The following is a 23,231-nucleotide window of genomic DNA, read 5'->3' on the forward strand; positions in this document are numbered from 1 at the left end:
CCTTCCCGAACTCAGAAGTGAAACCTCTTAGCGCTGATGGTAGTGTGGGGTTACCCATGTGAGAGTAAGTCATCGCCAGCTCATTATTCGAAACACCCCCTGATATCTCAGGGGGTGTTTTTTTATGCAAGGAGAAAAAAGGAAAAAGGGAAAAGGAGAAAAATATAGATAAATTGATGCTTGAATCATCTAAACATGGGTGATTATTAGACAATCAATGCATTCAAAAAATCATCAATTTAAGGAATTCTCAGCTTTAAATGCCGTAAAACCTGAATGTAAGTAAGCCAAAACAACCGTTTAAATGCCTAATTATCGACTTAAGTGATGCTTGATGACTTATGATTTAGAAATCTACGACTTAGATCGTAGAGCTGCGATTTTTTTCTATAAAATTTGAGTTTTATTCTGACAATTTTCATATCAAATAATCTATCGTCTGATTGTGATTTAGCTTCTAATAACACATTGATAATTAATCATTATAAAAACTAGACCCGCAGTCCATCGACTTTTTTATGTATAAATATTTCAAAAATATTCGAGTTTTTATGACATTTTATTCCCAAACAACATGGATATATCTGAAAGGTATGGGTCTATACCTTTGTAATTTTGGACAATTTACAGTCAAAAACGGCATTGTAGCGAAAAATAAAACTCACAATTGGAGGTGAGGTTCAATGTCTACAAGCACAATGAATGTGAATAGCGTTGTTGATAACGCTAAGTTCACAAAATCGCATTTCAGCATCATGATGTGGTGTCTAATTCTTATTTTATTTGATGGTTACGACTTAGCGATCAATGGTGTTGCGCTGCCTTTATTGATGAAAGATTGGGGATTAACAGCTGTTCAGGCAGGTATGCTAGCGAGTACAGCACTTGCAGGAATGATGTTTGGTGCCATGATGTTTGGTACTTTGGCTGATAAGATTGGCCGTAAAAAAGTTATCATGATTTGTGTATTTTTATTCAGTACATTCACATTTTTAGGTGGTTTTGCTTCAAATCCTACGGAATTTGGTGCTTTACGTTTTATTGCTGGACTTGGTATTGGTGGGGTATTACCGAACCTTGTGGCATTGACTTCGGAATATGCACCTAAGCATCTACGCAGTACTTTAGTGACAACTATGTTCAGTGGTTATGCAATGGGTGGCATCATGGCGGCTCTATTTGGTTCATGGTTTACTGCGGATTATGGCTGGCAAATCATGTTCTTCATTGCGGGTATTCCACTGTTACTGCTGCCATTTGCTTGGAAGTTTTTACCTGAATCGCTCACATTTTTGGTGAAGGTGAATCGTCACGATGAAGCACGTCGTATGATTCAAACCATTGCACCTGAGCAAACGGTGACTGCAAATACTCAACTGGAACTGACTGAAGTTGCGGTTCCGGGTGGAACGTCTGTTAAAGCGTTGTATAAGCAAGGTCGTGGCGTAAGTACGATGTTGTTTTGGCTGTGTTTCTTTATGTGTCTATTAACCCTTTATGCATTAGGCAGTTGGTTACCAAAACTAATGATGGCCGCAGGTTATTCATTAGGTAGCAGTTTGACCTTCCTATTGGCGATGAATATTGGTGCGGTGATTGGTACGATTGGCGGCGGTATTTTAGCTGACAAATTCCATTTAAAACCGGTGATCATTACATTATGTCTCGCAGGTGCTGTGGCACTATCGTTACTCGGCTTTAATTCACCACAGCCTGTGATCTATCTTTTGGTTGCTGTCGCAGGTGCATCGGCAATTGGTTCGCAAATCTTGCTGTATAGCTATGTTGCACAGTACTATCCGTTGTCTGTACGTTCGACAGGTATTGGATGGGCATCTGCAGTCGGTCGTACAGGTGCGATTGTTGGCCCGATTCTGATCGGCTATTTATTATCACAAGAATTGCCACATCAAATTAACTTTATGGCCGTGGGAATTCCAGTAGTCATCGCAGCGATTGCAGTGTTCTTTATTCGCAAAGCGCAAACGGATGAAGAGGTTGCCGCTTTAGAAAATGTGAATAAGGCTTCAGTGAAAACACAGCGTTCGTATAGCTAAAACATAGATTTAAAAAGCCCGTCATTTGATGGGCTTTTTTATGTTGTACTCATAATTCTTATCATTGAATTTAGGTTGAATAATTTATTAAAAAATTGATAAATAATGAGATTTTTTTATTTTACACACCTTTTCTAATTTAATTTCATTGTTATATAGAGACTCGATCATACGTTTTTCAGTACAAGCCGAGATCTGAAAATAGGGGATGAAGTTCAGGGCGTATAAGTAATCAAGTTTGAGGCTTGTGGTTTATTTTGTTACTTAAATATAGTGAACTCTGTGCTCAGTCAGCGCATGATAGAGGCATAGATTTATTCACATTTATCAATAATGTCTCAAGATCATGGAAATATCGTCATGTCCAAAGCCGTACAAGATATAAAAGATTATCCGCTCTATGTTGCAGGTAAAGCAGCGACTACCGATCAGTGGTTAGAAGTGAATCAAAAATATACCCAAGACGTATATGCACGCGTTGCACTCGCAGATGCTGCAACCATTGAAAAAGCCATTGATTCAGCGGTTAAATCTAGCGCTGCAATGGCGGCATTGGAACCTTTTCAAAAACAAAAAATCTTACTGCACTGTGTTAAACGTTTTAATGAAATGCGTGCAGAATTGACTGAAATTTTAATTGCGGAAGGTGGAAAACCGCGTAAAGCCGCAGCTGCTGAAGTTGAACGTTTAATCAATACCTTTCAAATTGCTGCCGATGCTGTCACACAGATGGATGATGGTCGCATGATCCCATTGGCGGTTACCGCAGCAGCATCTGGATATCAAGGTATGGTTAAACATGTGCCAATTGGTCCTGTATCGTTGATCAGCCCGTTTAATTTTCCGATCAATCTGACTGCGCATAAAATTGCACCTGCCATTGCTGCAGGCTGTCCATTTGTGTTGAAGCCTGCAAGTTTGACGCCTATTTCAGCTTTAAAAATTGCGGAAGTTTTAGCAGAAACAGATCTACCTAAAGGTGCCTTTTCGGTTTTACCTTGTCCACGTGAACATGCAGATGTATTGGTCACTGACGACCGATTTAAACTGCTCAGCTTTACCGGTTCCGATGTTGTGGGGTGGGATATGAAAGCGCGTGCGGGACGTAAAAAAGTGACTTTGGAACTCGGTGGCAACGCTGCGGTATTGGTTGAGCCTGATACGGAAATTTCAGCGGCATTTATTGAGCGCTTAGTCGGTGGGGCGTATAACCACGCAGGGCAGGTATGTATCAGCGTACAACGCATCTTGGTGCATGCCGATATCTATGCCGATGTGAAGAAAAAACTTGTGGCGAGAATGAAGCAGCTTAAAGCGGCTGATCCTCAGTTGGAAAGCACCATGGTCGGTCCAATGATTAAGGAAGCGGAAGCAACACGCGTGCATAAATGGGTCGATAAAGCAGTAAAAAAAGGTGCTAAAGCATTGGTTCGTGGTGAACATCAGGGGGCTTTGCTCGATCCAATTTTATTGGAAAATGTCGATGAATCACTAGAAGTGTATAAAGATGAAATCTTTGGCCCTGTAGCGATTTTAGAGAAATACAAAAATTTTGAAAAAGGCATCGCCAAAATTAATAGCAGCCGTTTTGGTTTACAAGCGGGCGTCTATACGCAAAATTTGAATAAAATGCTGTATGCGTGGAATCACTTAGATGTCGGTGGAGTGATTATTAATGACATTCCATCTTTCCGTGTCGATAACATGCCTTATGGTGGCGTAAAAGATTCTGGCTTAGGCCGTGAAGGAATTCAGTCTGCCATTCGAGATATGCAAGAAGAACGCGTATTGGCGATAAAATTGTAGCCGTTTAAACATGGGCTTGGTTTAGCATGGATCTGTTCGAAGCCCAGTTTTTGAATCATTTCAAAAAATCTAAAGTGAATAAGAAAAATGAAACGAATTTTATTATTGGTCAGTTTGATGACCGTGAATATGGCTGTCTTTGCCTTTAACGCCACTCAAATGGTGACGGATGCACGCAGTCAAATTGGGAAAACCTTATATTATGATCCTGCGTATACTGCACTGCGTTATCCAATGGGAGATGTCCCTTTAATCAAGGGTGTTTGTACCGACGTGGTAATTCGTGCATTACGACAGCAAGGGATTGATTTACAACAAACCATTCATGAAGATATGAAAGCCAATTTTAAGCAGTATCCACAAAAATGGGGCTTAAAAGGAACCGATAAAAATATTGATCATCGGCGTGTTCCCAATATTCAAACATGGATGCAACGTCAGGGTTATGTTGTCAAAGATAAGCAGTATTTGGCAGGAGATATTGTCACTTGGGACTTAGGACGTGGTTTAGTGCATATCGGCGTGGTTTCAGATCGTAAAGTGAAAGCTAGCGATGTTCCGCTCATCATCCATAATATTGGAGAGGGCACACAGGAAGAAGATATTTTACATGCCTATCAAATTACCGGACATTATCGAGTGAAATAACTTTAAAAATTTAATTGGAAATAAGATATTCCTAAAAGTTATATTATTGATAACTTAAATTGTATGAAAAATAAGCTGATTAAATGAACATTTAAGCCTAAACACATTATAAAAATGGAATATTTGCCGTAGAAATTACAGAAAAACTTAAAAAAAGTGAGTATTGTTAATTCATACAAAGGGAAAGTTATTTGTGGTGTTTTTAACCAAAATGCGCATGTGATTTTTCTGTTTGCAATTTGGTATAGACGCTCACAAGGTATCTCACCAGATCAAACACCCAGAATTTTATTTTTATGGTTCTTTTTTTGCTCGCGATATAACCATAACAAGCAGCAGTTAAAGATGCCTGAGGTTTAGGTGTTCTATGTCAGATAATCGTGAAAACTGGTCGGCACGATCAGGATTTATCATTGCCGCTATTGGTTCCGCTGTAGGTTTGGGAAACATTTGGCGTTTCCCTTACGTAGCATATGAAAATGGTGGCGGTGCATTTTTAATTCCCTATTTAATTGCAATTTTTGCAGCGGGTTTGCCTTTATTATTCTTAGATTATGCAGTGGGGCATAAATTCCGAAAAGCACCGCCTACTGCATATAAAAAACTTATGAACAGTGAGGCATTAGGCTGGTGGCAAGTGATGGTGACACTCATCATCGGGATCTACTATGCCAGCGTATTGTCATGGGCCGGCAGTTATATTTTCTACTCAATTGGTCAAAAATGGGGTGAAGATACGCAAGGCTTCTTCTTTAATACCTACTTGCAAAATGCCGATGGAATTGCCTTTGGTTTTGTACCGACCTTATTTTTTGGATTGGTGATTGTTTGGGCGATTACCATGTTCATTTTATATGGTGGTGTGAAGAAGGGTGTAGAGCTTTCGAATAAAATCTTTATTCCATTGTTGGTGATTTTGTTCTCGATTTTGGTGATTCAAGCAGTGCGTTTACCGGGTGCTACAGAAGGTTTAAATGCATTCTTTACGCCAAACTGGGATGCGATGACTGACTATAAAGTATGGTTAGCAGCCTTTGGTCATATCTTCTTCTCGTTATCGATTGGTTTCGGGATTATGTTGACCTATGCGTCTTACTTAAAAGCAAAAACCAACTTGACCGGTTCAGGTGTAGTCGTTGCATTAGCCAACTCATCATTTGAAATTTTAGCGGGTATTGGTATTTTTGCGGCATTGGGCTTTATGGCACATAGTGCGGGCGTACCTGTAAATGAAGTGGTTTCAGGCGGTATTGGTCTTGCGTTTATTGCTTTCCCGAAAATCATTTCTAGCTTAGGTGCTGGCGGCGATTTATTTGGTTTCTTGTTCTTCTCGTCACTGGCTGTAGCAGGGATCACCTCAATGGTGAGTATTTTGGAAGTGCCAATTGCGTCGTTCCAAGATAAATTCGGCTGGTCACGTAAAAAAGCTGTAACGATTGTTGCGGGTGGTTCTGCCATTGTATCGACCTTAATTTTCTCAACCCACAGTGCGATTACTTTCGTTGACATCATTGACTACTTTGCCAATAACATTGGTATCGTGGCGGGTGGTTTGTTCTCGATTATCTTGGTGTCGTGGTTCCGTCGTCCATTGCTTGCGCAATTACGTGATCATGTGAATCAATATTCAAGTATCAAATTGGGCTTTGGTTGGAACTTCTTATTAACGGTTGTTACTCCGCTTTCATTATTAGTAGCTTTAGGATTAACCATTAAAGACGTTGCATCTAAAGGCTATGGTGGTTATCCAGTTGACGTGTTATTGCCTGTAGCCGGTTTAGTCATTGCGATCTTTGTGCTTGGTGCCATTGTATTTAGTTGCATGAAAGACAAAAACCCTGAGGAGAAATAACATGAATACATCTGCATTAATCATGATGATCATTTCAATGGTTTTACTTTGGGGCGGCTTGATCTTAGCGTCGATCCATTTAGCAAAACATCCAGATGAAGAAGATTAAGCTTCATCGTTGATAAAAAAGGAACCCGAGGGTTCCTTTTTTATGTGGTACTAAAAAGCAAATTCTATTGTAGATTAAGCTGTTTTTTGAATGAGGCAGTAGAAGAAGCCATCGCCATAACCCACTTTCGGGAACAATTGACGACCATGAATTTGTTCAACACCCCAATCCGCTTCAATTTTAATTTCTTGGGCATCGGCATGATTGGCAAAGAACTCAACCATTTGCTGTTCATTTTCAGCTTTTAAAATCGAGCATGTGATATAAAGCAGCGTGCCGCCGACTTTAAGCTGCTTCCACATGTTTTCCAAAATTTGTTTTTGTAACACTACAGTTTTTGCAATGTCGCCCGATTGACGTAGTAAACGTATATCAGGATGACGACGCATTACACCGACAGCAGTACATGGTGCATCGAGCACGATACAATCAGCAAGCTCAGGAGTAGTATAGGTGATGGCATCGGCAGTCTGAATTTCAACATGTTTACCATCGAGATCCAAACGATCAAGGTTTTCAACCACACGTTTTAGACGCTTTTCATCTTGATCCAGTGCAATGAGTTTCTTCGGTTGGAAAGTCTCTAAAATATGTGCGGTTTTACCACCCGGCGCAGCACAAGCATCAATCACAAATTTACCATCGAGATTTGGTAATAGTGTTGCACACAGTTGAGCATGTTCATCTTGTACCGAAAAACCACCTGCTTCAAAGCCCGGTAAGCTTGGAATATGTAGACTTTCATCCATCACGATACCGACATCAGACAGTTCACAGCGATGTGCATCGATGCCTTCATCTTGCAAAATATCAAGGTATTCATCACGGCTGACTTCACGTGTATTAACACGTAACGTCAGTGGCGCAATTTGTTTAAGCTCATAGCTGAGCTCGTCAAATTGTTCACCCCAGTCTTTTTTCAGACGTTTGGTTAACCAACTTGGTAAATTGGTTGCTTGTTCAAGTACGTCGTAGAACTGTTCTGTTTCACGTGTTGCACGGCGCAAAATTGCGTTGATTAAGCCACTTAGACTTCCCATACCCAATTGTTTTGCAGCTTCCACCGTTTCAGAAATTGCAGCATGAGCTGCGACACGGGTACACAATAATTGGTACAAACCAAGGTATAAACAGGTTTCAACCACTTGGTTATCTACTGGTTTAGACAGTAATGGTAAAGTCAGTTGTTTCAATGCGTACCATTGACGTAAACAACCAAGCACCAATTCATGGAATAACGCACGGTCTTTATCTGACACGATATTCATTTGCTGCGCGAGTACCGATTGCAGCGATTGACCATTTTGGACAGCCAATAACGTCTTCACTACCTGAGCACGTAAATTAAGGTCTCGGGTCGAGGCGTTGGGAGATTGCTTCATTATAAAATTTGTCCAATAGTCAATTTTTGGGTTTGTAAAATTTGTACAGGGTTGAGTGGTTTAGCACCCGGCCATTGCAAAGAAGTCAAAATAATCACGCTGCCATTGGCACAGGCAACGTGTATGCCTTTTTTGTCGATGGCAATGATTTCACCTGCTTGAGCGTTCGGTGCAGACACAGCAGAAAGTTCAGAATGCCAAACACGTAAGTTGTTTTGTTCATCCAACTGAATAAAGGCTACCGGCCATGGATTAAAGGCGCGAATGTTACGATCGATTTGTACAGCATCGATGGACCAATCAATTTTTGCTTCGGCTTTTGAAAGCTTATGTGCATAAACCGTTAACGCTTCGTCTTGGACTTCACGGCTGTCCAGATATTGCTGCAATGTTTGTTCAGTGTCTAAAACGGCAGCAATTGCAGTTGCACCTTGCTCTGCAAGTTTGTCATGCAAAGTTGCAGAGGTATCCGTTACTTCAATCGGGCAGATGGTTTTATACATCATGTCGCCTGTATCGAGTCCGGCTGCCATTTTCATAATGGTGACACCTGTTTCAATATCACCTGTTGCGATGGCACGTTGAATCGGTGCTGCACCACGCCAACGTGGCAGCAATGAGCCATGAATATTTAGGCAGCCATATTTCGGGGTATCTAGCACCACTTGCGGCAAGATCAAACCATAGGCTGCAACCACCATAACATCGGCATTTAAGGCCTTTAATTCCGCTTGTGCGGCTAAACCTTCTTCAGTCGATGATTTGAAATGAAGCGGTTGGTAAACCGGAATATGGTGCTCCAAAGCCAATTGCTTTACGGCAGAAGCTGTGAGTTTTTGTCCACGTCCAGCTTTGCGGTCAGGTTGAGTGTATACCGCAACAATTTCATGTTGTGTTTTGAGCAATGCAGCTAGTGCTGTTGCGGCAAATTCTGGCGTACCGGCAAAGATGATTTTCAAAATGAATGAACCGAATCTGTGTTGAATATGTGGATTATAGCAAATGATTAATGCGTAATTTAGAACATTAGAAATTGATTTTTGCAACTTTGAAGCTGTCCAAGCTCAATGATTTCATAACCCAAAATCGCAAATTTGCAATTTTTAAATAAATTATATTTATATAAAATTTAAAAATTATTCATGAAAGTTTTGTATTGTGCAGCCATTGATGGCGGTATAGTAGATTTCAGTTAAAAGATTTTTGTCGTCAAATCACTCGGTTTTATTTATAGACCCATCTGCCCAAATCTCAGCTTAAAAAGCCATCTTTAAAAACAATGGCTTGGTGTATGATAGGTTTAAAATTCGACTGATTTTACATCATTGTCAGTATGATTTAGCCAGAGTGAATCTGTAGGATTCATTTCAAGCTCAAACTTTGTTGGAAATATAAAATGCCTGACTATCGTTCAAAAACATCGACACACGGAAGAAATATGGCGGGTGCGCGCGGCTTATGGCGCGCAACTGGTATGAAAGATGAAGACTTCGGTAAACCAATTATTGCCGTCGTGAACTCATTTACTCAATTTGTACCGGGTCACGTTCATCTTAAAGACCTTGGTCAACTCGTGGCGCGTCAAATTGAGCAAGCAGGCGGTGTAGCCAAAGAGTTCAATACCATTGCAGTCGATGACGGTATTGCGATGGGCCATGATGGCATGTTGTATTCATTGCCTTCACGTGACTTGATTGCAGACTCAGTAGAATACATGGTGAGCGCGCACTGTGCCGATGCCATGGTATGTATTTCCAACTGTGACAAAATTACTCCAGGGATGTTGATGGCGGCAATGCGTTTGAACATTCCAGTGGTATTTGTCTCTGGTGGTCCAATGGAAGCGGGTAAAGTTAAAATCCGTGGCAACGACAAAGCCATCGACTTAATTGATGCCATGATTGTGGCTGCAGATGACAACTATACCGATGAAGAAGTAGCAGAATACGAACGCTCTGCATGCCCAACTTGCGGTTCATGCTCAGGTATGTTCACCGCAAACTCAATGAACTGCTTAACAGAAGCATTGGGCCTGTCTTTACCGGGTAACGGTTCTACACTGGCAACACATGCAAACCGTAAAAAATTATTCGAACGCGCAGGCTCTTTAATTGTTGAATTGGCTAAACGTCATTATGAACAAGATGATTACAGCGTATTGCCACGTGAAATGGTGACCAAAGCCTCGTATGAAAATGCCATGACTTTAGACATCGCGATGGGTGGTTCAACCAATACCGTTCTACACTTGTTGGCTGCAGCCAATGAAGCTGGCGTTGATTTCACGATGGACGACATTGACCGTCTATCTCGCAAAGTGCCTGTACTCTGTAAAGTTGCACCTGCGAAGAACGACGTACATATGGAAGATGTACACCGTGCTGGCGGTATCATGTCCATTCTCGGTGAATTAGACCGTGCAGGCTTATTGGACACATCTGTGGGTACTGTTCACGAAGCAAGCTTAAAAGATGCTTTAGATAAATGGGACATTATCCGTACTGAAAATGAAGACGTTTACCAATTCTTCCGTTCAGCGCCGGGCGGTGTACCAACGCAAACTGCATTCTCACAAGATCGATATTACCAACGACTAGATGGTGACCGTGAAAATGGCGTGATCCGTAATGCTGAACATGCGTTCTCGAAAGACGGTGGCTTAGCTGTGCTTTATGGCAACATTGCGCTCGATGGTTGTATCGTAAAAACTGCGGGTGTAGATGATTCAATCTTGAAATTCAATGGTACTGCACGTGTGTTTGAAAGCCAAGATTCAGCAGTAGAGGCGATCTTGGGTAATGAAATCAAAGCCGGTGATGTGGTGGTGATTCGCTATGAAGGCCCACGTGGTGGTCCGGGTATGCAAGAAATGCTGTACCCAACCAGCTACTTAAAATCGAAAGGTCTAGGCAAAGAATGTGCATTATTGACTGACGGTCGTTTCTCGGGCGGTTCATCAGGCCTTTCAATTGGTCACGTATCTCCAGAAGCAGCAGAAGGCGGTGCAATTGGTTTGGTGGAAGATGGTGATTTAATCGAAATCGATATTCCAAACCGTACCATCAACTTAGCTGTTGATGACGCTACGATGGCGGCTCGCCGTGCAGCGCAAGAAGCCAAAGGTTGGCATCCAGTTGAAGAGCGTCCACGCAAAATTTCGAAAGCATTGAAAGCCTATGCAATGCATACTACGAGTGCGGCGAAAGGCGCAGTACGTGAAATCTAAATTTTAGATCTCCAAATAAAAAAGCACTCCACATGGGGTGCTTTTTTAATTTACATCTACATAACTTGCATTGGATACGAGGAAATGTCATCCGCAACTGTCTGAGGCAAACGGTAATTTAAAAGTGGATTTTTCTGCGATCAATTTTTGAGTTGCAACCAGTTGCCGAGTTTTGCGGATGACAAATGGTTTTGGTTACTTTTGCCAAAACAAAAGTAACATACGTGCTCCGAAAATTAGCTTTTATAGAGGTAAGACTCCGCTGTAATCAGCTTTTAAATGAAATAATGGGACAATAATTCTAAGTTATAGATTTCTTAATCTGATTAAAAATAATGTTTCTTGAAGCAACTAAATAAAATTTAATAATTAGTGGATGTCATTAAAATTCTAAAAAGACAGCCTCGAATAGTAGCTATAATTTATATGGCTTTGTGTAGGCAATCCCTTACTTTTGAAAGATCCAAAGTAACAAAAATCTTTTGTTCTCCTGATATTGCATCCCTGCCATACAGGAAAACAGCGACATCCATGTCGCTTTGTCATGTGATTGAATGGTATTGCATGCGCTAAAAATCTCTTTTGTTGAGATGTAATTTCTTTTACATGCCGAGCGCTTTCTATACAATAAATTTAAAAGAACCCGCCAAAGCTGAAGCCAAAATCAGCGATCGCCAAGGAAGAACAATGAGTAAAAATAATATCCGCGAACATTCTGCTCCTGTTTATGAAGGCATAGAGAATGCGCCTGCACGTTCCATGATGCGTGCCACGGGCTTCCAAGATGCTGACTTTAAGCGCCCATTTATAGGCATCGCCTCGACTTGGGCCAATGTCACGCCGTGTAATATGCATATTGATGGCTTGGCGCGTGAAGCTGAAAGCGGGGTGAATGCCGCAGGCGGTAAAGGCATTATTTTTAATACTATTACGATTTCTGACGGCATTTCCAATGGTACTGAAGGTATGAAGTATTCACTGCTGTCGCGGGAAATCATTGCCGACTCTATTGAAGCTGTGGTGGGCTGTCAGGCCTATGATGGCGTAATTGCCATAGGCGGCTGCGACAAGAACATGCCGGGCTGTATCATGGGTTTGGCGCGTTTAAACCGTCCGGGTCTGTTTATTTATGGTGGCACCATTAAACCCGGAGCAGGTCATACCGACATGATCTCGGTATTTGAAGCAGTGGGTCAGCATGCCAAAGGCGAAATCAATGAAATTCAAGTGAAGCAGATTGAAGAAGTCGCGCTGCCGGGGCCGGGTTCGTGCGGCGGTATGTATACGGCCAATTCGATGGCTTCAGCGATTGAAGCCTTAGGCATGAGCTTGCCAGGTTCATCGGCGCAGGAAGCAGTTTCAGCAGATAAAATTGAAGATTGCCAACGCGCAGGTGAAGCCGTGATGAACCTGCTGCGTCTCGATATTAAGCCGCGCGACATTATGACCAAAGCCGCTTTTGAAAACTCGATTAAAGTGCTGATTGCTTTAGGCGGTTCAACCAATGGCGTACTACATTTGATTGCCATGGCGCATACCGCAGGCGTGGAACTGTCTTTGGACGATTTTGCGCGCATTGGCAAAGACATTCCTGTGGTGGCCGATGTGCGGCCATCGGGTAAATATTTAATGTCGGAACTGATCGCCATTGGTGGTATTCAGCCGCTGATGAAGCGCATGCTGAAGGCAGGTATGCTCGATGGTTCTTGCCTGACGGTTACGGGCAAAACTTTGGCAGAAAACTTAGCCGAGGTAGAGGATTATCCTGAAGGTCAGCAAATTATTCTGCCATTTGATGCACCGATCAAAAAGGATTCGCACTTGGTGGTACTGAAAGGCAATCTGTCACCGACGGGTGCAGTGGCTAAAATTACCGGTAAAGAAGGGCTATATTTTGAAGGGCCTGCGCGGGTATTTGAGGGTGAGCAGGGTGCCATGCGCGGTATTTTAGATGGCGAAGTACAAGAAGGTGAAGTGGTGGTGATCCGCGGTGTTGGGCCGAAAGGCGGACCGGGTATGCCTGAAATGCTGAAACCGACTTCAGCGATTATTGGTAAAGGTCTAGGCCAATCCGTCGCACTGTTGACCGATGGGCGTTTCTCGGGCGGCAGCCATGGTTTTGTGATTGGTCATGTGACACCAGAAGCCTATGAAGGCGGCCCAATTGGCTTGGTCAAAAACGGCGATAAAATATCAATTAACGCTGAAACCCGTGAAATGACGTGGCATGTGGCTGAGGATGAACTTGCTGCACGTCGCGCGGCCTGGGTCAAACCGAAACCGAATTATACCCATGGCGCTTTGGCTAAATTTGCCAAGCTGACCTCTGGTGCGGAGAAAGGTGCGGTGACTGACCTAAATCTAGACGTCTAATCCATTGTTAAACATTGAACATTTAGCCCTGACTTGATATAAGTTTTGCACAAGGCTTATATCTCATTTAAAACAGCTTCATAATAGAAGTTGAATTTAAGCATGTGCTGGCAGTGCTCAGCACAATTCATCATTTTGAGGCAAAAAACGCATGTCACTGTTACGCCGTTGGTTCGATCCAATCCGATCGAGTTGGTTTTATCAGAAACCGACCCGACAAGCGGTGTTACCCACGGAACAAGGTCTGAGTGTTTATCTTCGACTGGATGATGTCTATAGCTATTTGGCTGCGCAGCAACTGCCTCAATTAGAAGAAATTCTCAGTGATGAAATTAAGCCACTAAAAGTGATTATTTGTCGTCAGAGTGCAGAACCTCCTAATCAAATGTCATCGATTGAATGGCAACAATATTGTCTGAATGATGCCCAAATTTTAGCGCGGCAGCATCGTTTTAGTTTTCATGAAACACCTGAACAACCGACCGCTGAAGCTTTAGAACAAGCCGAAATTATTCTAAAAAATACCCCATTACGTGGCCAAGATTTTCTCTATTTACTTGAAGATGTGTTCCACATGTTGTGGCAAAAGCAGTATGGCAAGCTGAGAACACTGTATGCGATGGCCAGCCGTCATCATAAAGCTCAAGATTTTCCAGAACGGATCTTTTCTGACTTACCAATTTTGACGGGTTATTTTGAATTTGGCGAACGTAAGTACCATGCGGTAGATGATTTACTTCGTTTAACGCGCCGTTTAAAACAACAAAAACTCCTGACAGATAACCCGATCTTTATGATCAATCATATTGAATGGCGTGAGCACCTGATCAGTGATGCAGAAGAGTTGAATGAAATTCAGGGACTCGATCCTGAGCTTGATCTCTACATCGCGATGGAAGATCCGATTTCATGGTTACTGTTGGCTTATATTCGTGAGGAATTGGCGGACTATTATAATATTCAGCTGAATGTGTATCCATTGTCGTATCACGGTCGTGATCTGTTTGATTGGAGTTTGGCAACACGTCTGTCTAAACGGACAGAAGTTAAGTTCACGCCATTTTGCCGGCCTACAGAAGCTGCGACATTAGCTATGTCACAGCTTTACTACAGTGCGCCCGAAGAGCAGCGTATTGATGTGATGTATCGTATTTTGGAAGCCGTATGGACCAAAGGGCGTGATTTATCCTTCAAAGCACATTTTCAGGCTTTACAGTATGAGTTAGAGATTTCTGAACTGACTACTAACGATATTGCTGAAAAATTAAAAGAAAATGATATGCACTGTGAGATGAAGTCACAGCCCGATTTTCCTGTTTTAGAATTACGTATTGCAGGTCAAAGCTATGTATTTAATAGCTTATACCGCGTTTGGATGATTGAAAGTATTTTCAGTAATGTGTTAGAAGAGAAGTATAAAAGTGAAAACACCGCTGAAAGTGAAGCCAGAGAAGATGAAGAAAGAAAAAGTTGAGTCATTAGAGCAAGCCCGCGCACAGATTGATGTGATTGATCAGGGGATTATTGAGCTCATTGCTGCACGTCAGTTTTATGTCGATCAAGCGGTGCGTTTTAAGCGTTCAGTACAGGATGTTCAATCACCAGAACGTGTCGAAGCGGTGATAAGTAAAATTCGTCTACAAGCCACAGAGCACGGTGTAAATGCAGATATTGTGGAACGTTTATACCGCGATATGATTCAGCATTTTATTCAACGTGAGTTGAAAGAGATTCGACCGTAATTTTTAGTTTTTGAGATTAGATCAAATTTATTAATGTTCTTTTTTAATATCACCAACTGAAAAATAATGATTTGATTTACATTTTGAAATTTTATTAATTTTTTTATTTGTTATTCTTTATCCAATTAGGCTTTGTTGCACAAAGATTTCATAACTATATGATTTTAAAGGTTTTGATTATTTTTTGATCCAAAATTAAATTTATTTAAATCAGATGCTTACATATTTATGCAACAAAGCCAGTTACCTCTAAAAAACAAATTAGGATATATTGGCGTAAATGGTATTCTTTCAGATCCTGATACTAAATTAGATGCGAATGGAAAATTCTTTATTGCTGCTAAAACTGAAAAATACTATTTAAAGAAACCTCCAGTAGATTATGCTAATAGTACAGGAGATTTATTTTTTTCATTCCCTAATTATCAAACAAAAAGAATTGAATATGCTGACCTCTATGTAGATCAAGTTGCCGAAGATAGGGCAGGCTTTGACCATCTTAATAAAATTGATGTGGGAATTATCTACTTAGATCCTGAATAAATAGATAGTCGTTTGATCCTAGACAAAATAATGGGCACATTTTCCCTCTAAAGATAAAGTAAGGTTAACTTTAGAGATATAAAAATAGCTAAACGCTGTAGTCTAAAAATATAAACAAGCTAATTATTATGCGCTTTCAAACTCACACGAGTCTGTAGTTTCAATCGCCCATAAATTAGGTGTAGGGTATCAACCTTAGATAACTGGATTTGCTAAGCTAATCCAGTTGGTTCAAGCAAACGTCAACTTCCAGCAAGACAACAGTGTATTCTAGACTTAGAAAAAGACGTCAAGCAGCTCAGGGAAGCTAATGCTTTCGTGTTTGAATATATTGAAATTTACTACAATCGAATCAGAAGGCATTCTGCAATTGGCAAGTTAAGTCCTGAAGCCTTTGAACAGAAATATTTTAAGAATTTAGAGGGATCTGTTGTCCACGATACTGTCTAGGATCATTTCTTAGCTTTAAAACTCATGTCTTAACCTTAAACTCTGTATCGAGAAAAGTTTGATGAAGCATTTTTTTATTTTCTTAACCATTTTGATATTCGGTAGTACTGCTTGTTCGTCTGAGAAAATTAGTTTGAATCAGAATGAAGTTAAAGAAGCTCAAAAAAAAGAATCAATTTCAACGCTGTCTAAAGAAGATACAGCTATAATAAATGATTATAAAAATACTATTAATAAACTTAATCTGAGAGATAAAGAAAACGCAGATAAAGTAATGAAAGATAGTTTGTCTGAAATAAAAAAGATCACGAATGATCAAGAACGACAAAAGATTGAAATGCAAATCTACTTAGCAACAGGCATGTATGAAGAGGCTTATAATCTTAATAATAAAATGTTAAAGGACTCTTTCAGTCAGGAACTTTTAGTGACTCAGTGTGAGTTAAGCTATTATGCTAAAAGATCGAAAGATGAATATGAAAAATGTTATTCCGATTTAGCATTGATTTTAAAAGAAGAATTAAGGAAAGTATCAAAAAATGACCCTCAGTATATTTATGGTGAGTGGGGCTATTTGCTATCAATGTATAAATCTGGGAACGTTGAATATAAAAATAAAATAAAAAAATTTATTGATTCGATTCAAGATGAAACGGTGAAATATCAATTCGAAAGTTCTTATGAATTAGCTGAAGAGCAAATGAGTAGTTATGACAGTAATTAAAATAAATTGTAATTATTTTTTTATTGAATCCAACTACCTTGTCTATAGTTGATTTTAAGCATAGCCTCAACTTTTCATTGAGGCTCTATTCCAAAAACACTGATTTTTCAAAGCGCCTGAATTGCATAGCATAGAACCAATTCTTCAGTGAGTTTCGCCATGATTTGGTTCGTCATCACAGTTTTTGCAATCGCAGGTCTAATTAAAGGCACGATTGGGTTAGGCCTGCCTGCGGTATCGATGGGCTTACTCACCATGGTGATCAGTCCATTTCAGGCAGCGACGTTATTAATCATTCCATCTATGGTCACCAACTTTTGGCAATTATTTGCCGAAGGGCAGGTGCTGCGACTAATTCAACGCTTTTGGCCCTTGTTACTTGGGATTATCGTCGGTTCAATTTGGAGTATTTTTCCAACTTTAGGACATGGTGAATTTAAAAGTGAAGCTTTACTGGGGGGCATGTTGGCACTATATGGATTGTATGGGCTTTGTGCTAAAAGCTTGCCGAACTTTGCACCACATGAAAAATGGCTATCTCCAATGATCGGTTATCTCGGTGGAGCGCTGACTGTTGCGACCGGTGTGGTGGTGATCCCTGTGGTGCCATATTTGCAAGGTTTGCAGCTCAAACGCGATGATCTCGTACAGTCACTCGGTTTGGCCTTTACCACATCAACCATTTGTTTGGCAGTGTTCTTACAGCAAAATCCTGTGGAATATCTTCCGATTGATTATGCTATGTCAGCCATGGCACTGATTCCAGCGCTCATTGGCATGTGGGCAGGGAAAAAAATCCGTTACCGCATTCCAGAACAAAAATTCCGTAAGGTGTTTTTTATCGGGTTGATTGCCCTCGGTAGCTATATGATGCTGCACCAGTTTGGCGTGATTTAAAGCCTAGACTTCGCTATCCAACGCAGATTTTTGTGACAGTAGAAACTGACTAAAATGCTGATAATTTAAGGGTAGATCATCAAAATTACGTGCGGTGAGGAGCAGTTTTCGATTGGCCCATTCACCGCTGAGCTCAACTTGTGCAAAGGCATACAAACTGATTAATCGTTGGGCCGCACGTTTTGGCATGATGGCAACGCCCACACCATTCGCTATCACTTGCGCGATCGCGGCAAAGTTCGGCAAACGCAGCCGATACTGAATTTCACAGCCGAATAATTTGGCTTGTGCCTCGATCGATTGTTGCAAGGAATGATATTGCATCAAACCGACAAAGGGATAATTTAAAATCTCTGCGGGTTTGACGCTAGATATCGAGGCCAATTCATGAGTTAGAGGACAAATCAGTACCAAAGGATCATTTGCAAACTCAAGTGTTTGTAACTTTTCGGATTTAAAGAAACCCGAAATTAGACCTAGTTGTGCATTGCCTTGTTCAATCGCTGCAATGATGTCTTTAGACTCGGCTTCATGCAGCTCAATTTGTGTGTTGGGATTTTCTAGCAAATAACGTGGTAGCAAGACCGGTAAATATTCACTTTGTGCAGATGAATTACACCATAAGGTCATATTGGAACTCAGCCCGTGAGCAAAGGGCAGCATAGCGTGTTCTAATTGTTGCCCCTCACGCAAGATGCGCTGCGCATGTTCAACCAAGGTTTGACCGGCAAGGGTCAGTTTGACTCCTTTGGCTTGGCGAGTGAACAGAGCCGTGCGGTAATGCTGTTCGAGTTTTTTAATTCGTTCACTGGCTGCTTGTAGCGAGATGGCAGAACGAGCAGCGCCTTTGGTCAGACTACCGCTGTCAACAATGTGCAGTACCAATTGAAGGTCGAACAAATCCAGTCGCATACGGTGTATTCCTTGGCTAATGCCTTATCTTACCGAAAGAGTAGCTATAAAAAAAAGCGACCTTTCGGCCGCTTTTCAAATGAATGTTGTATTCTTTTTTAAATGTCTTGGGGCTTATTCTGATTTGTCGCCCAAGCTAAAGAACCAGTTCAAAATCAACGCTGCAAATGTAGCAGTACCAATACCACCTAAGTTGAAGTTACCAAATTGAAGTGCAAAGTCACCTGTACCTAAAATAATCGTGACTGCTGCCACCATCAGGTTTTTATTTTTTGAGAAATCGACTTTGTTTTCAATCCAGATTTTCGCACCTGCAATGGTAATTAGACCAAATACAACAATCGATGCACCTGTCAAAATGGCTTGCGGAATAGTATGAATAATCGCACCAAACTTTGGAGAAAGACCAAGGAAGATGGCGAATACACCCGCAAATACAAATACGATGGTCGAGTAAACACGTGTTACCGCCATCACACCAATATTTTCGCCATAGGTTGTCATACCCGGACCGCCGACACCGCCTGAAAGTGTGGTTGCAACACCATCTGCAACGAAGGCTTTACCAATGTGCGGATCGAGATTTTCACCTGTCATCGCACCTACAGCTTTGATGTGACCAAGGTTTTCTGCAACCAAAATCAACGCAATCGGTGCAATGATGAGCATGGCATTGAAGTCAAAGACGGGTGAATGGAAGTGCGGAACACCAAACCAAGCGGCTTCTTGTACGGGAACGAAATTGATTGGTGTGCCATGACCCATGACATTGGAAATGATGTAATACACCAAGTAAGCGAGTAGAAGGCCAACTAAGAGTAATAGACGTTGTAATAAACCTTTGGTGAACACAGCAATTGAACCCATACATAGTACGGTTACTAAAGCCATCCACATATTAAAGTTATTACCGGCAACCCCTTTAATGGTCACTGGGGCAAGGTTGAGACCAATGATCATCACCACTGCACCTGTCACTACAGGTGGCATGAGTTTTTCAATCCAACGGGTACCCGTTGCCATCACGATAAAACCAAAAATGGCATATAAAATACCGCAGGCCATAATCCCGCCAGCAGCCATCGCGATATTGGCATTTGGCGCGCCAGTACCTGACGCTGCATAACCTGTTGCGGCAATGACCACACCAATAAAGGCAAAGCTTGAGCCCAGATAACTTGGTACACGACCACCAGTCATAAAGAAGAACAAGATGGTACAGATGCCCGACATTAAAATTGCAAGGTTGGCATCAAAGCCCATCAAGAATGGTGCAAGAACCGTTGCACCAAACATTGCAAAGGCATGCTGTATCCCCAATACAACACTTTGCACAGGCGGAAGATACTCATTGGTACCGACAGGACGTGCATCAATATTGCCTTCGTATGGGCGCCATTTGGGAAACCAATTGGACATAAAATGAGCACTCAAAAGATAAATTGTGCACATCATACTCTTGTTTTTTAGAAGATTTAATTACTTTTAAAAATATTTTGTTCAAATTAATTACCTGACTTTACATGTATTTTTACCAAGTGGTAAAAGTTTTTTATATGTAAAATTAATGTTAAATCATGTAATTAATCATTGTTGGTTTTTTATCTTAGTTCATAAATTTTTCTTATTTTATATATTCCTAAACAATTTAAAGCTAAAGTGATTGCTTAAAAAAAAAGCACATCCATGGATGTGCTTCGTTTGGGGTTGGAAGTTTTAGCCAGTATTACGTAGACCGGCAGCGATACCGGCAATACTTACCATCAAGGCATGATCAACAGGCGTATTTTCTGCTTGGCGTGCTGCCAAATAAGCACGACGGCGTTTCATTAACTCGGCTTGTAGTAAATGTAGCGGCAGTAGATAGGGCTTACGTACTTTCATGGATTGGTCGAGCACATCGTTACTGCTGAGTAATTTCGATTCACCTTTGAGTGCTAATAGCGTTTGTACCGCATCACGTAAACGCTGACGTAACTCTTCGCCCAACTGTTTGAGGTCTGCGTCATCCGTCAGATGAGACTCATAATAAAGCGCCACATGACCATCGGCTTTGGACAAGACCATTTCCAACATATCAATCAGGGTTTGGAAATACGGCCATTGCTCTAACATTTCTTCGAGTGTCTGCTTTTGACCTTGATCAATCACTTGATTAATCGCAGCACCTGTACCAAGCCAAGCAGGTAGCATCAAACGGATTTGCGTCCATGCGAACACCCAAGGAATCGCACGTAAAGACTCAATCCCACCGCTAACTTTACGTTTGGCTGGGCGTGAGCCGAGCGGTAACATTTGTAGTTCCAGTTCTGGCGTTACAGTCCGTAGGTATTTTACAAAATGCGGATTTTCACGCACGGTTTGACGATACACCTGTACCGACAGATCCGTCATGCTGTGCATGAGCTGACGCCATTCCTGTTTCGGTTCAGGCGGTGGCAATAAGGTCGCTTCTAAGGTCGCAGCGGTGTAAATTTCCAAGTTTTGTAAGGCAATGCCTTCTAATCCAAACTTGAAGCGAATCATTTCCCCTTGTTCTGTGACACGGATCGCCCCTGAAATCGAGCCTGGTGGCTGTGAAAACAGCGCTTGCTGTGTCGGCGCACCACCACGGCTGATTGAACCGCCACGGCCATGGAATAATGTCAGTTGCACATCATGCTTTTTCGCAACCGCAGTTAATTCTTCCTGCGCACGATACTGCGCCCAGTTTGCCGACATAAAGCCCGCATCTTTGGCTGAGTCTGAATAGCCAATCATCACTTCGTGTTTACCCTGAATATGCTGCTTATACCAATGCATATTGAATAGGGTATTCATGGTACGGGCGGCACCATCCAAATCTTTTAAAGTTTCAAACAGTGGCACAACGCGTAGCGCTTGTTTGATGCCCGCTTCTTTTTGCAGTAACAATACGGCCAAGACATCGCTCGGATGCTCTGCCATGGAAATAATATAAGCCCCTAAACTTTCAGGTGGCTGTTCTGCCAAAGTGCGCATGGTCGCAAAGACTTCTTGTACATCTGGATGTTCAATCAGACTTTGTTTCGGCTCATTTAAAAACTTCGGTAGCAGTGGGCGTTTGCTTTGCAGTTCCTGAATTAAGAAGTTTTGACGGGCTTGCTCCGTCCATGTTTCAAAATTACCTAAACCTAAATATTCGGTAATGGCAGAAATCGCTTGGCGATGACGCGTGGATTCCTGACGGATATCTAATTTGAGTAATTCGATACCGAAACAATTTACCCGATGAATAAAGTCGAGTAACTGACCATTGGCAATTTCAGGTAAACCGCTGTCAATCAGTGAACGGTAGCAAACCAATAGTGGATCGAGCAGCTCATGGCGGCTTTTAATGACTTGGCTATCGTCAGCATCTTCGCCACGGAGTTTTAGTGCCAACCAGTGACGAGTGGCTTTGAGGCGTTCCCGCGCATCACGTAGATATTCACGATACGGTTCAGGGTGGAAATGACCCAAGGCATCACTAAGCTCTTTGCTGCATTCTTGAATCGAAAGTTCCCAGCGCAGGTCTTCGATATCGCGTAAATACAAGTCGGCAGCTTTCCAACGTGAAAGCCACAGCACCTCTTGAGTAATATTATGGGTGACGTTTGGGTTACCATCACGGTCACCGCCCATCCATGACGCAAAGCGCACAGGGGCAACATTTAAAGGCAACGTCTTGCCACAATGATCTTGAACCATGCCATCCAATTCACGCATGAATTTGGGTACAGCATTCCACAAGGTCTGTTCAATGGTCGTGAAGCCCCATTTAGCTTCGTCGACAGGCGTCGGGCGATGTTGACGAATTTCATCCGTTTGCCATGCCGAGCAAATTAGTTGTTTTAAATCATCCAGTACGGCTTTGCGTTCGCGTGGCGTAAGTTTTTGTTGATCCATTTTAAACAGGCAATCATTAATCCCATCATATTTTTGGATCAAGGTACGGCGGCTGACTTCGGTTGGATGTGCAGTCAGGACCAATTCAATTTTTAATTCACAAATTTGTTGGAACAGTTGTTCCGCACTGATGTTATTGCTTTTAAATTTTTCAAATAAATGATCGAGTGGATTCGGTGAAGGTGCTTGCTCATCAAACTCACTTTGGCGACGGCTACGTACCACATTGTATTGTTCGGCAATATTGGCAAAGTTGAGAAAGTGCGTAAATGCACGGGTCAGTGGCAGAATTTCTTCATCTTTTAAATTTAAAAATAATTGTTCTAACTGTTTTTCGGCTTCAACTTGTCCATCGCGTGCGCCTTTAGACAAAGCACGAATTTGCTCTACCTGATTAAACAAATCTTGTCCTGCATGCTGCTTTAGGGTTTCACCTAATAAATTGCCCAGTAAGCGCACGTCTTCACGTAATGGAGCATCAATTTGTTGAATCATTTGTTATTTCTCCGCGTATTCCTGTCTCGACTATACCCCGAAAGTGCTGTGGCAAAAGGGGGGTACAGACAAAAGTCGGATGACTTTTCTAGGTAAATGAGCAATAGCT

At 41.7% G+C, this 23,231-nt stretch carries 18 protein-coding genes; 13 read left to right on the forward strand and 5 right to left on the reverse strand.

What is annotated here, in order from left to right:
- Positions 1-683: 683 nt before the first annotated feature.
- The 5 genes from FTT76_RS10270 to FTT76_RS10290 all read left to right on the forward strand — a co-directional run bounded on the left by FTT76_RS10270 (position 684) and on the right by FTT76_RS10290 (position 6,472).
- Positions 684-2,057 (forward strand): MFS transporter, encoded by a 1,374-nt coding sequence (locus FTT76_RS10270; RefSeq protein ID WP_180049587.1) that lies wholly within the window; start codon positions 684-686, stop codon positions 2,055-2,057.
- Between the two features lie 360 nt (positions 2,058-2,417).
- Positions 2,418-3,863, forward strand: coding sequence for an aldehyde dehydrogenase family protein (locus FTT76_RS10275; RefSeq protein ID WP_180049585.1), 1,446 nt, complete (start codon positions 2,418-2,420; stop codon positions 3,861-3,863).
- A 117-nt stretch (positions 3,864-3,980) separates the two neighbouring features.
- Positions 3,981-4,511 carry a DUF1287 domain-containing protein gene (locus FTT76_RS10280; RefSeq protein WP_373685453.1) on the forward strand — a complete coding sequence of 177 codons (531 nt, stop codon included), beginning with the start codon at positions 3,981-3,983 and terminating at the stop codon, positions 4,509-4,511.
- Positions 4,512-4,878: 367 nt separating this feature from the next.
- Positions 4,879-6,363 (forward strand): sodium-dependent transporter, encoded by a 1,485-nt coding sequence (locus FTT76_RS10285; RefSeq protein WP_111885142.1) that lies wholly within the window; start codon positions 4,879-4,881, stop codon positions 6,361-6,363.
- 1 nt (position 6,364) lies between these two features.
- The gene (locus FTT76_RS10290) at positions 6,365-6,472 is read left to right on the forward strand and encodes a methionine/alanine import family NSS transporter small subunit (RefSeq protein WP_078194501.1); all 108 of its coding nucleotides are present in this window, start codon (positions 6,365-6,367) and stop codon (positions 6,470-6,472) included.
- Positions 6,473-6,546: 74 nt separating this feature from the next.
- Here the strand turns inward: FTT76_RS10290 and rsmB are convergent, their stop codons facing one another.
- Entirely contained in the window at positions 6,547-7,854 is a 1,308-nt protein-coding gene (rsmB, locus tag FTT76_RS10295; RefSeq protein ID WP_180049583.1) for a 16S rRNA (cytosine(967)-C(5))-methyltransferase RsmB, read from the reverse strand.
- Positions 7,854-8,813, reverse strand: coding sequence for a methionyl-tRNA formyltransferase (gene fmt / locus FTT76_RS10300; protein WP_180190475.1), 960 nt, complete (start codon positions 8,811-8,813; stop codon positions 7,854-7,856). The genes rsmB and fmt overlap by 1 nt, the downstream gene beginning before the upstream one ends.
- Before the next feature lie 437 nt (positions 8,814-9,250).
- Here fmt and ilvD (FTT76_RS10305) point away from each other — a divergent pair, with 437 nt between their 5' ends.
- The 8 genes from ilvD (FTT76_RS10305) to FTT76_RS10345 all read left to right on the forward strand — a co-directional run bounded on the left by ilvD (FTT76_RS10305) (position 9,251) and on the right by FTT76_RS10345 (position 17,809).
- The gene (ilvD, locus tag FTT76_RS10305; RefSeq protein WP_180107271.1) at positions 9,251-11,080 is read left to right on the forward strand and encodes a dihydroxy-acid dehydratase; all 1,830 of its coding nucleotides are present in this window, start codon (positions 9,251-9,253) and stop codon (positions 11,078-11,080) included.
- Positions 11,081-11,767: 687 nt separating this feature from the next.
- Positions 11,768-13,453 carry a dihydroxy-acid dehydratase gene (ilvD, locus tag FTT76_RS10310; protein ID WP_180049581.1) on the forward strand — a complete coding sequence of 562 codons (1,686 nt, stop codon included), beginning with the start codon at positions 11,768-11,770 and terminating at the stop codon, positions 13,451-13,453.
- Between the two features lie 151 nt (positions 13,454-13,604).
- Positions 13,605-14,927 carry a hypothetical protein gene (locus tag FTT76_RS10315; RefSeq protein WP_180049579.1) on the forward strand — a complete coding sequence of 441 codons (1,323 nt, stop codon included), beginning with the start codon at positions 13,605-13,607 and terminating at the stop codon, positions 14,925-14,927.
- Entirely contained in the window at positions 14,908-15,195 is a 288-nt protein-coding gene (locus FTT76_RS10320) for a chorismate mutase (RefSeq protein WP_078191648.1), read from the forward strand. The genes FTT76_RS10315 and FTT76_RS10320 overlap by 20 nt, the downstream gene beginning before the upstream one ends.
- Positions 15,196-15,423: 228 nt before the next feature.
- Positions 15,424-15,738 (forward strand): hypothetical protein, encoded by a 315-nt coding sequence (locus FTT76_RS10325; RefSeq protein ID WP_180049577.1) that lies wholly within the window; start codon positions 15,424-15,426, stop codon positions 15,736-15,738.
- Positions 15,739-16,005: 267 nt separating this feature from the next.
- The gene (locus FTT76_RS10335) at positions 16,006-16,188 is read left to right on the forward strand and encodes an IS3 family transposase (protein ID WP_373685654.1); all 183 of its coding nucleotides are present in this window, start codon (positions 16,006-16,008) and stop codon (positions 16,186-16,188) included.
- A gap of 61 nt (positions 16,189-16,249) precedes the next feature.
- Positions 16,250-16,912, forward strand: coding sequence for a hypothetical protein (locus FTT76_RS10340; protein ID WP_180049575.1), 663 nt, complete (start codon positions 16,250-16,252; stop codon positions 16,910-16,912).
- A gap of 159 nt (positions 16,913-17,071) precedes the next feature.
- Positions 17,072-17,809: a sulfite exporter TauE/SafE family protein gene (locus tag FTT76_RS10345; RefSeq protein WP_180190476.1), complete on the forward strand. Its 738-nt coding sequence runs from the start codon at positions 17,072-17,074 to the stop codon at positions 17,807-17,809.
- A 3-nt stretch (positions 17,810-17,812) separates the two neighbouring features.
- Here FTT76_RS10345 and FTT76_RS10350 read toward each other — a convergent pair whose 3' ends face one another.
- The 3 genes from FTT76_RS10350 to ppc all read right to left on the reverse strand — a co-directional run bounded on the left by FTT76_RS10350 (position 17,813) and on the right by ppc (position 23,122).
- On the reverse strand, positions 17,813-18,721 hold the full coding sequence (locus FTT76_RS10350) for a LysR family transcriptional regulator (protein WP_180190477.1): 909 nt from the start codon (positions 18,719-18,721) through the stop codon (positions 17,813-17,815).
- 114 nt (positions 18,722-18,835) lie between these two features.
- Complete coding sequence (locus tag FTT76_RS10355; RefSeq protein WP_078191643.1) at positions 18,836-20,140, reverse strand: solute carrier family 23 protein; 1,305 nt, start codon at positions 20,138-20,140, stop codon at positions 18,836-18,838.
- A 297-nt stretch (positions 20,141-20,437) separates the two neighbouring features.
- A complete protein-coding gene (gene ppc, locus FTT76_RS10360) occupies positions 20,438-23,122 on the reverse strand; it encodes a phosphoenolpyruvate carboxylase (protein ID WP_180005349.1) in 2,685 nt (894 codons plus the stop codon).
- Positions 23,123-23,231: the final 109 nt, after the last annotated feature.

Origin of the sequence: Acinetobacter sp. YH01009 (genome assembly GCF_013420765.1) — a bacterium.
Classification (GTDB): Bacteria; Pseudomonadota; Gammaproteobacteria; order Pseudomonadales; family Moraxellaceae; genus Acinetobacter; species Acinetobacter amyesii.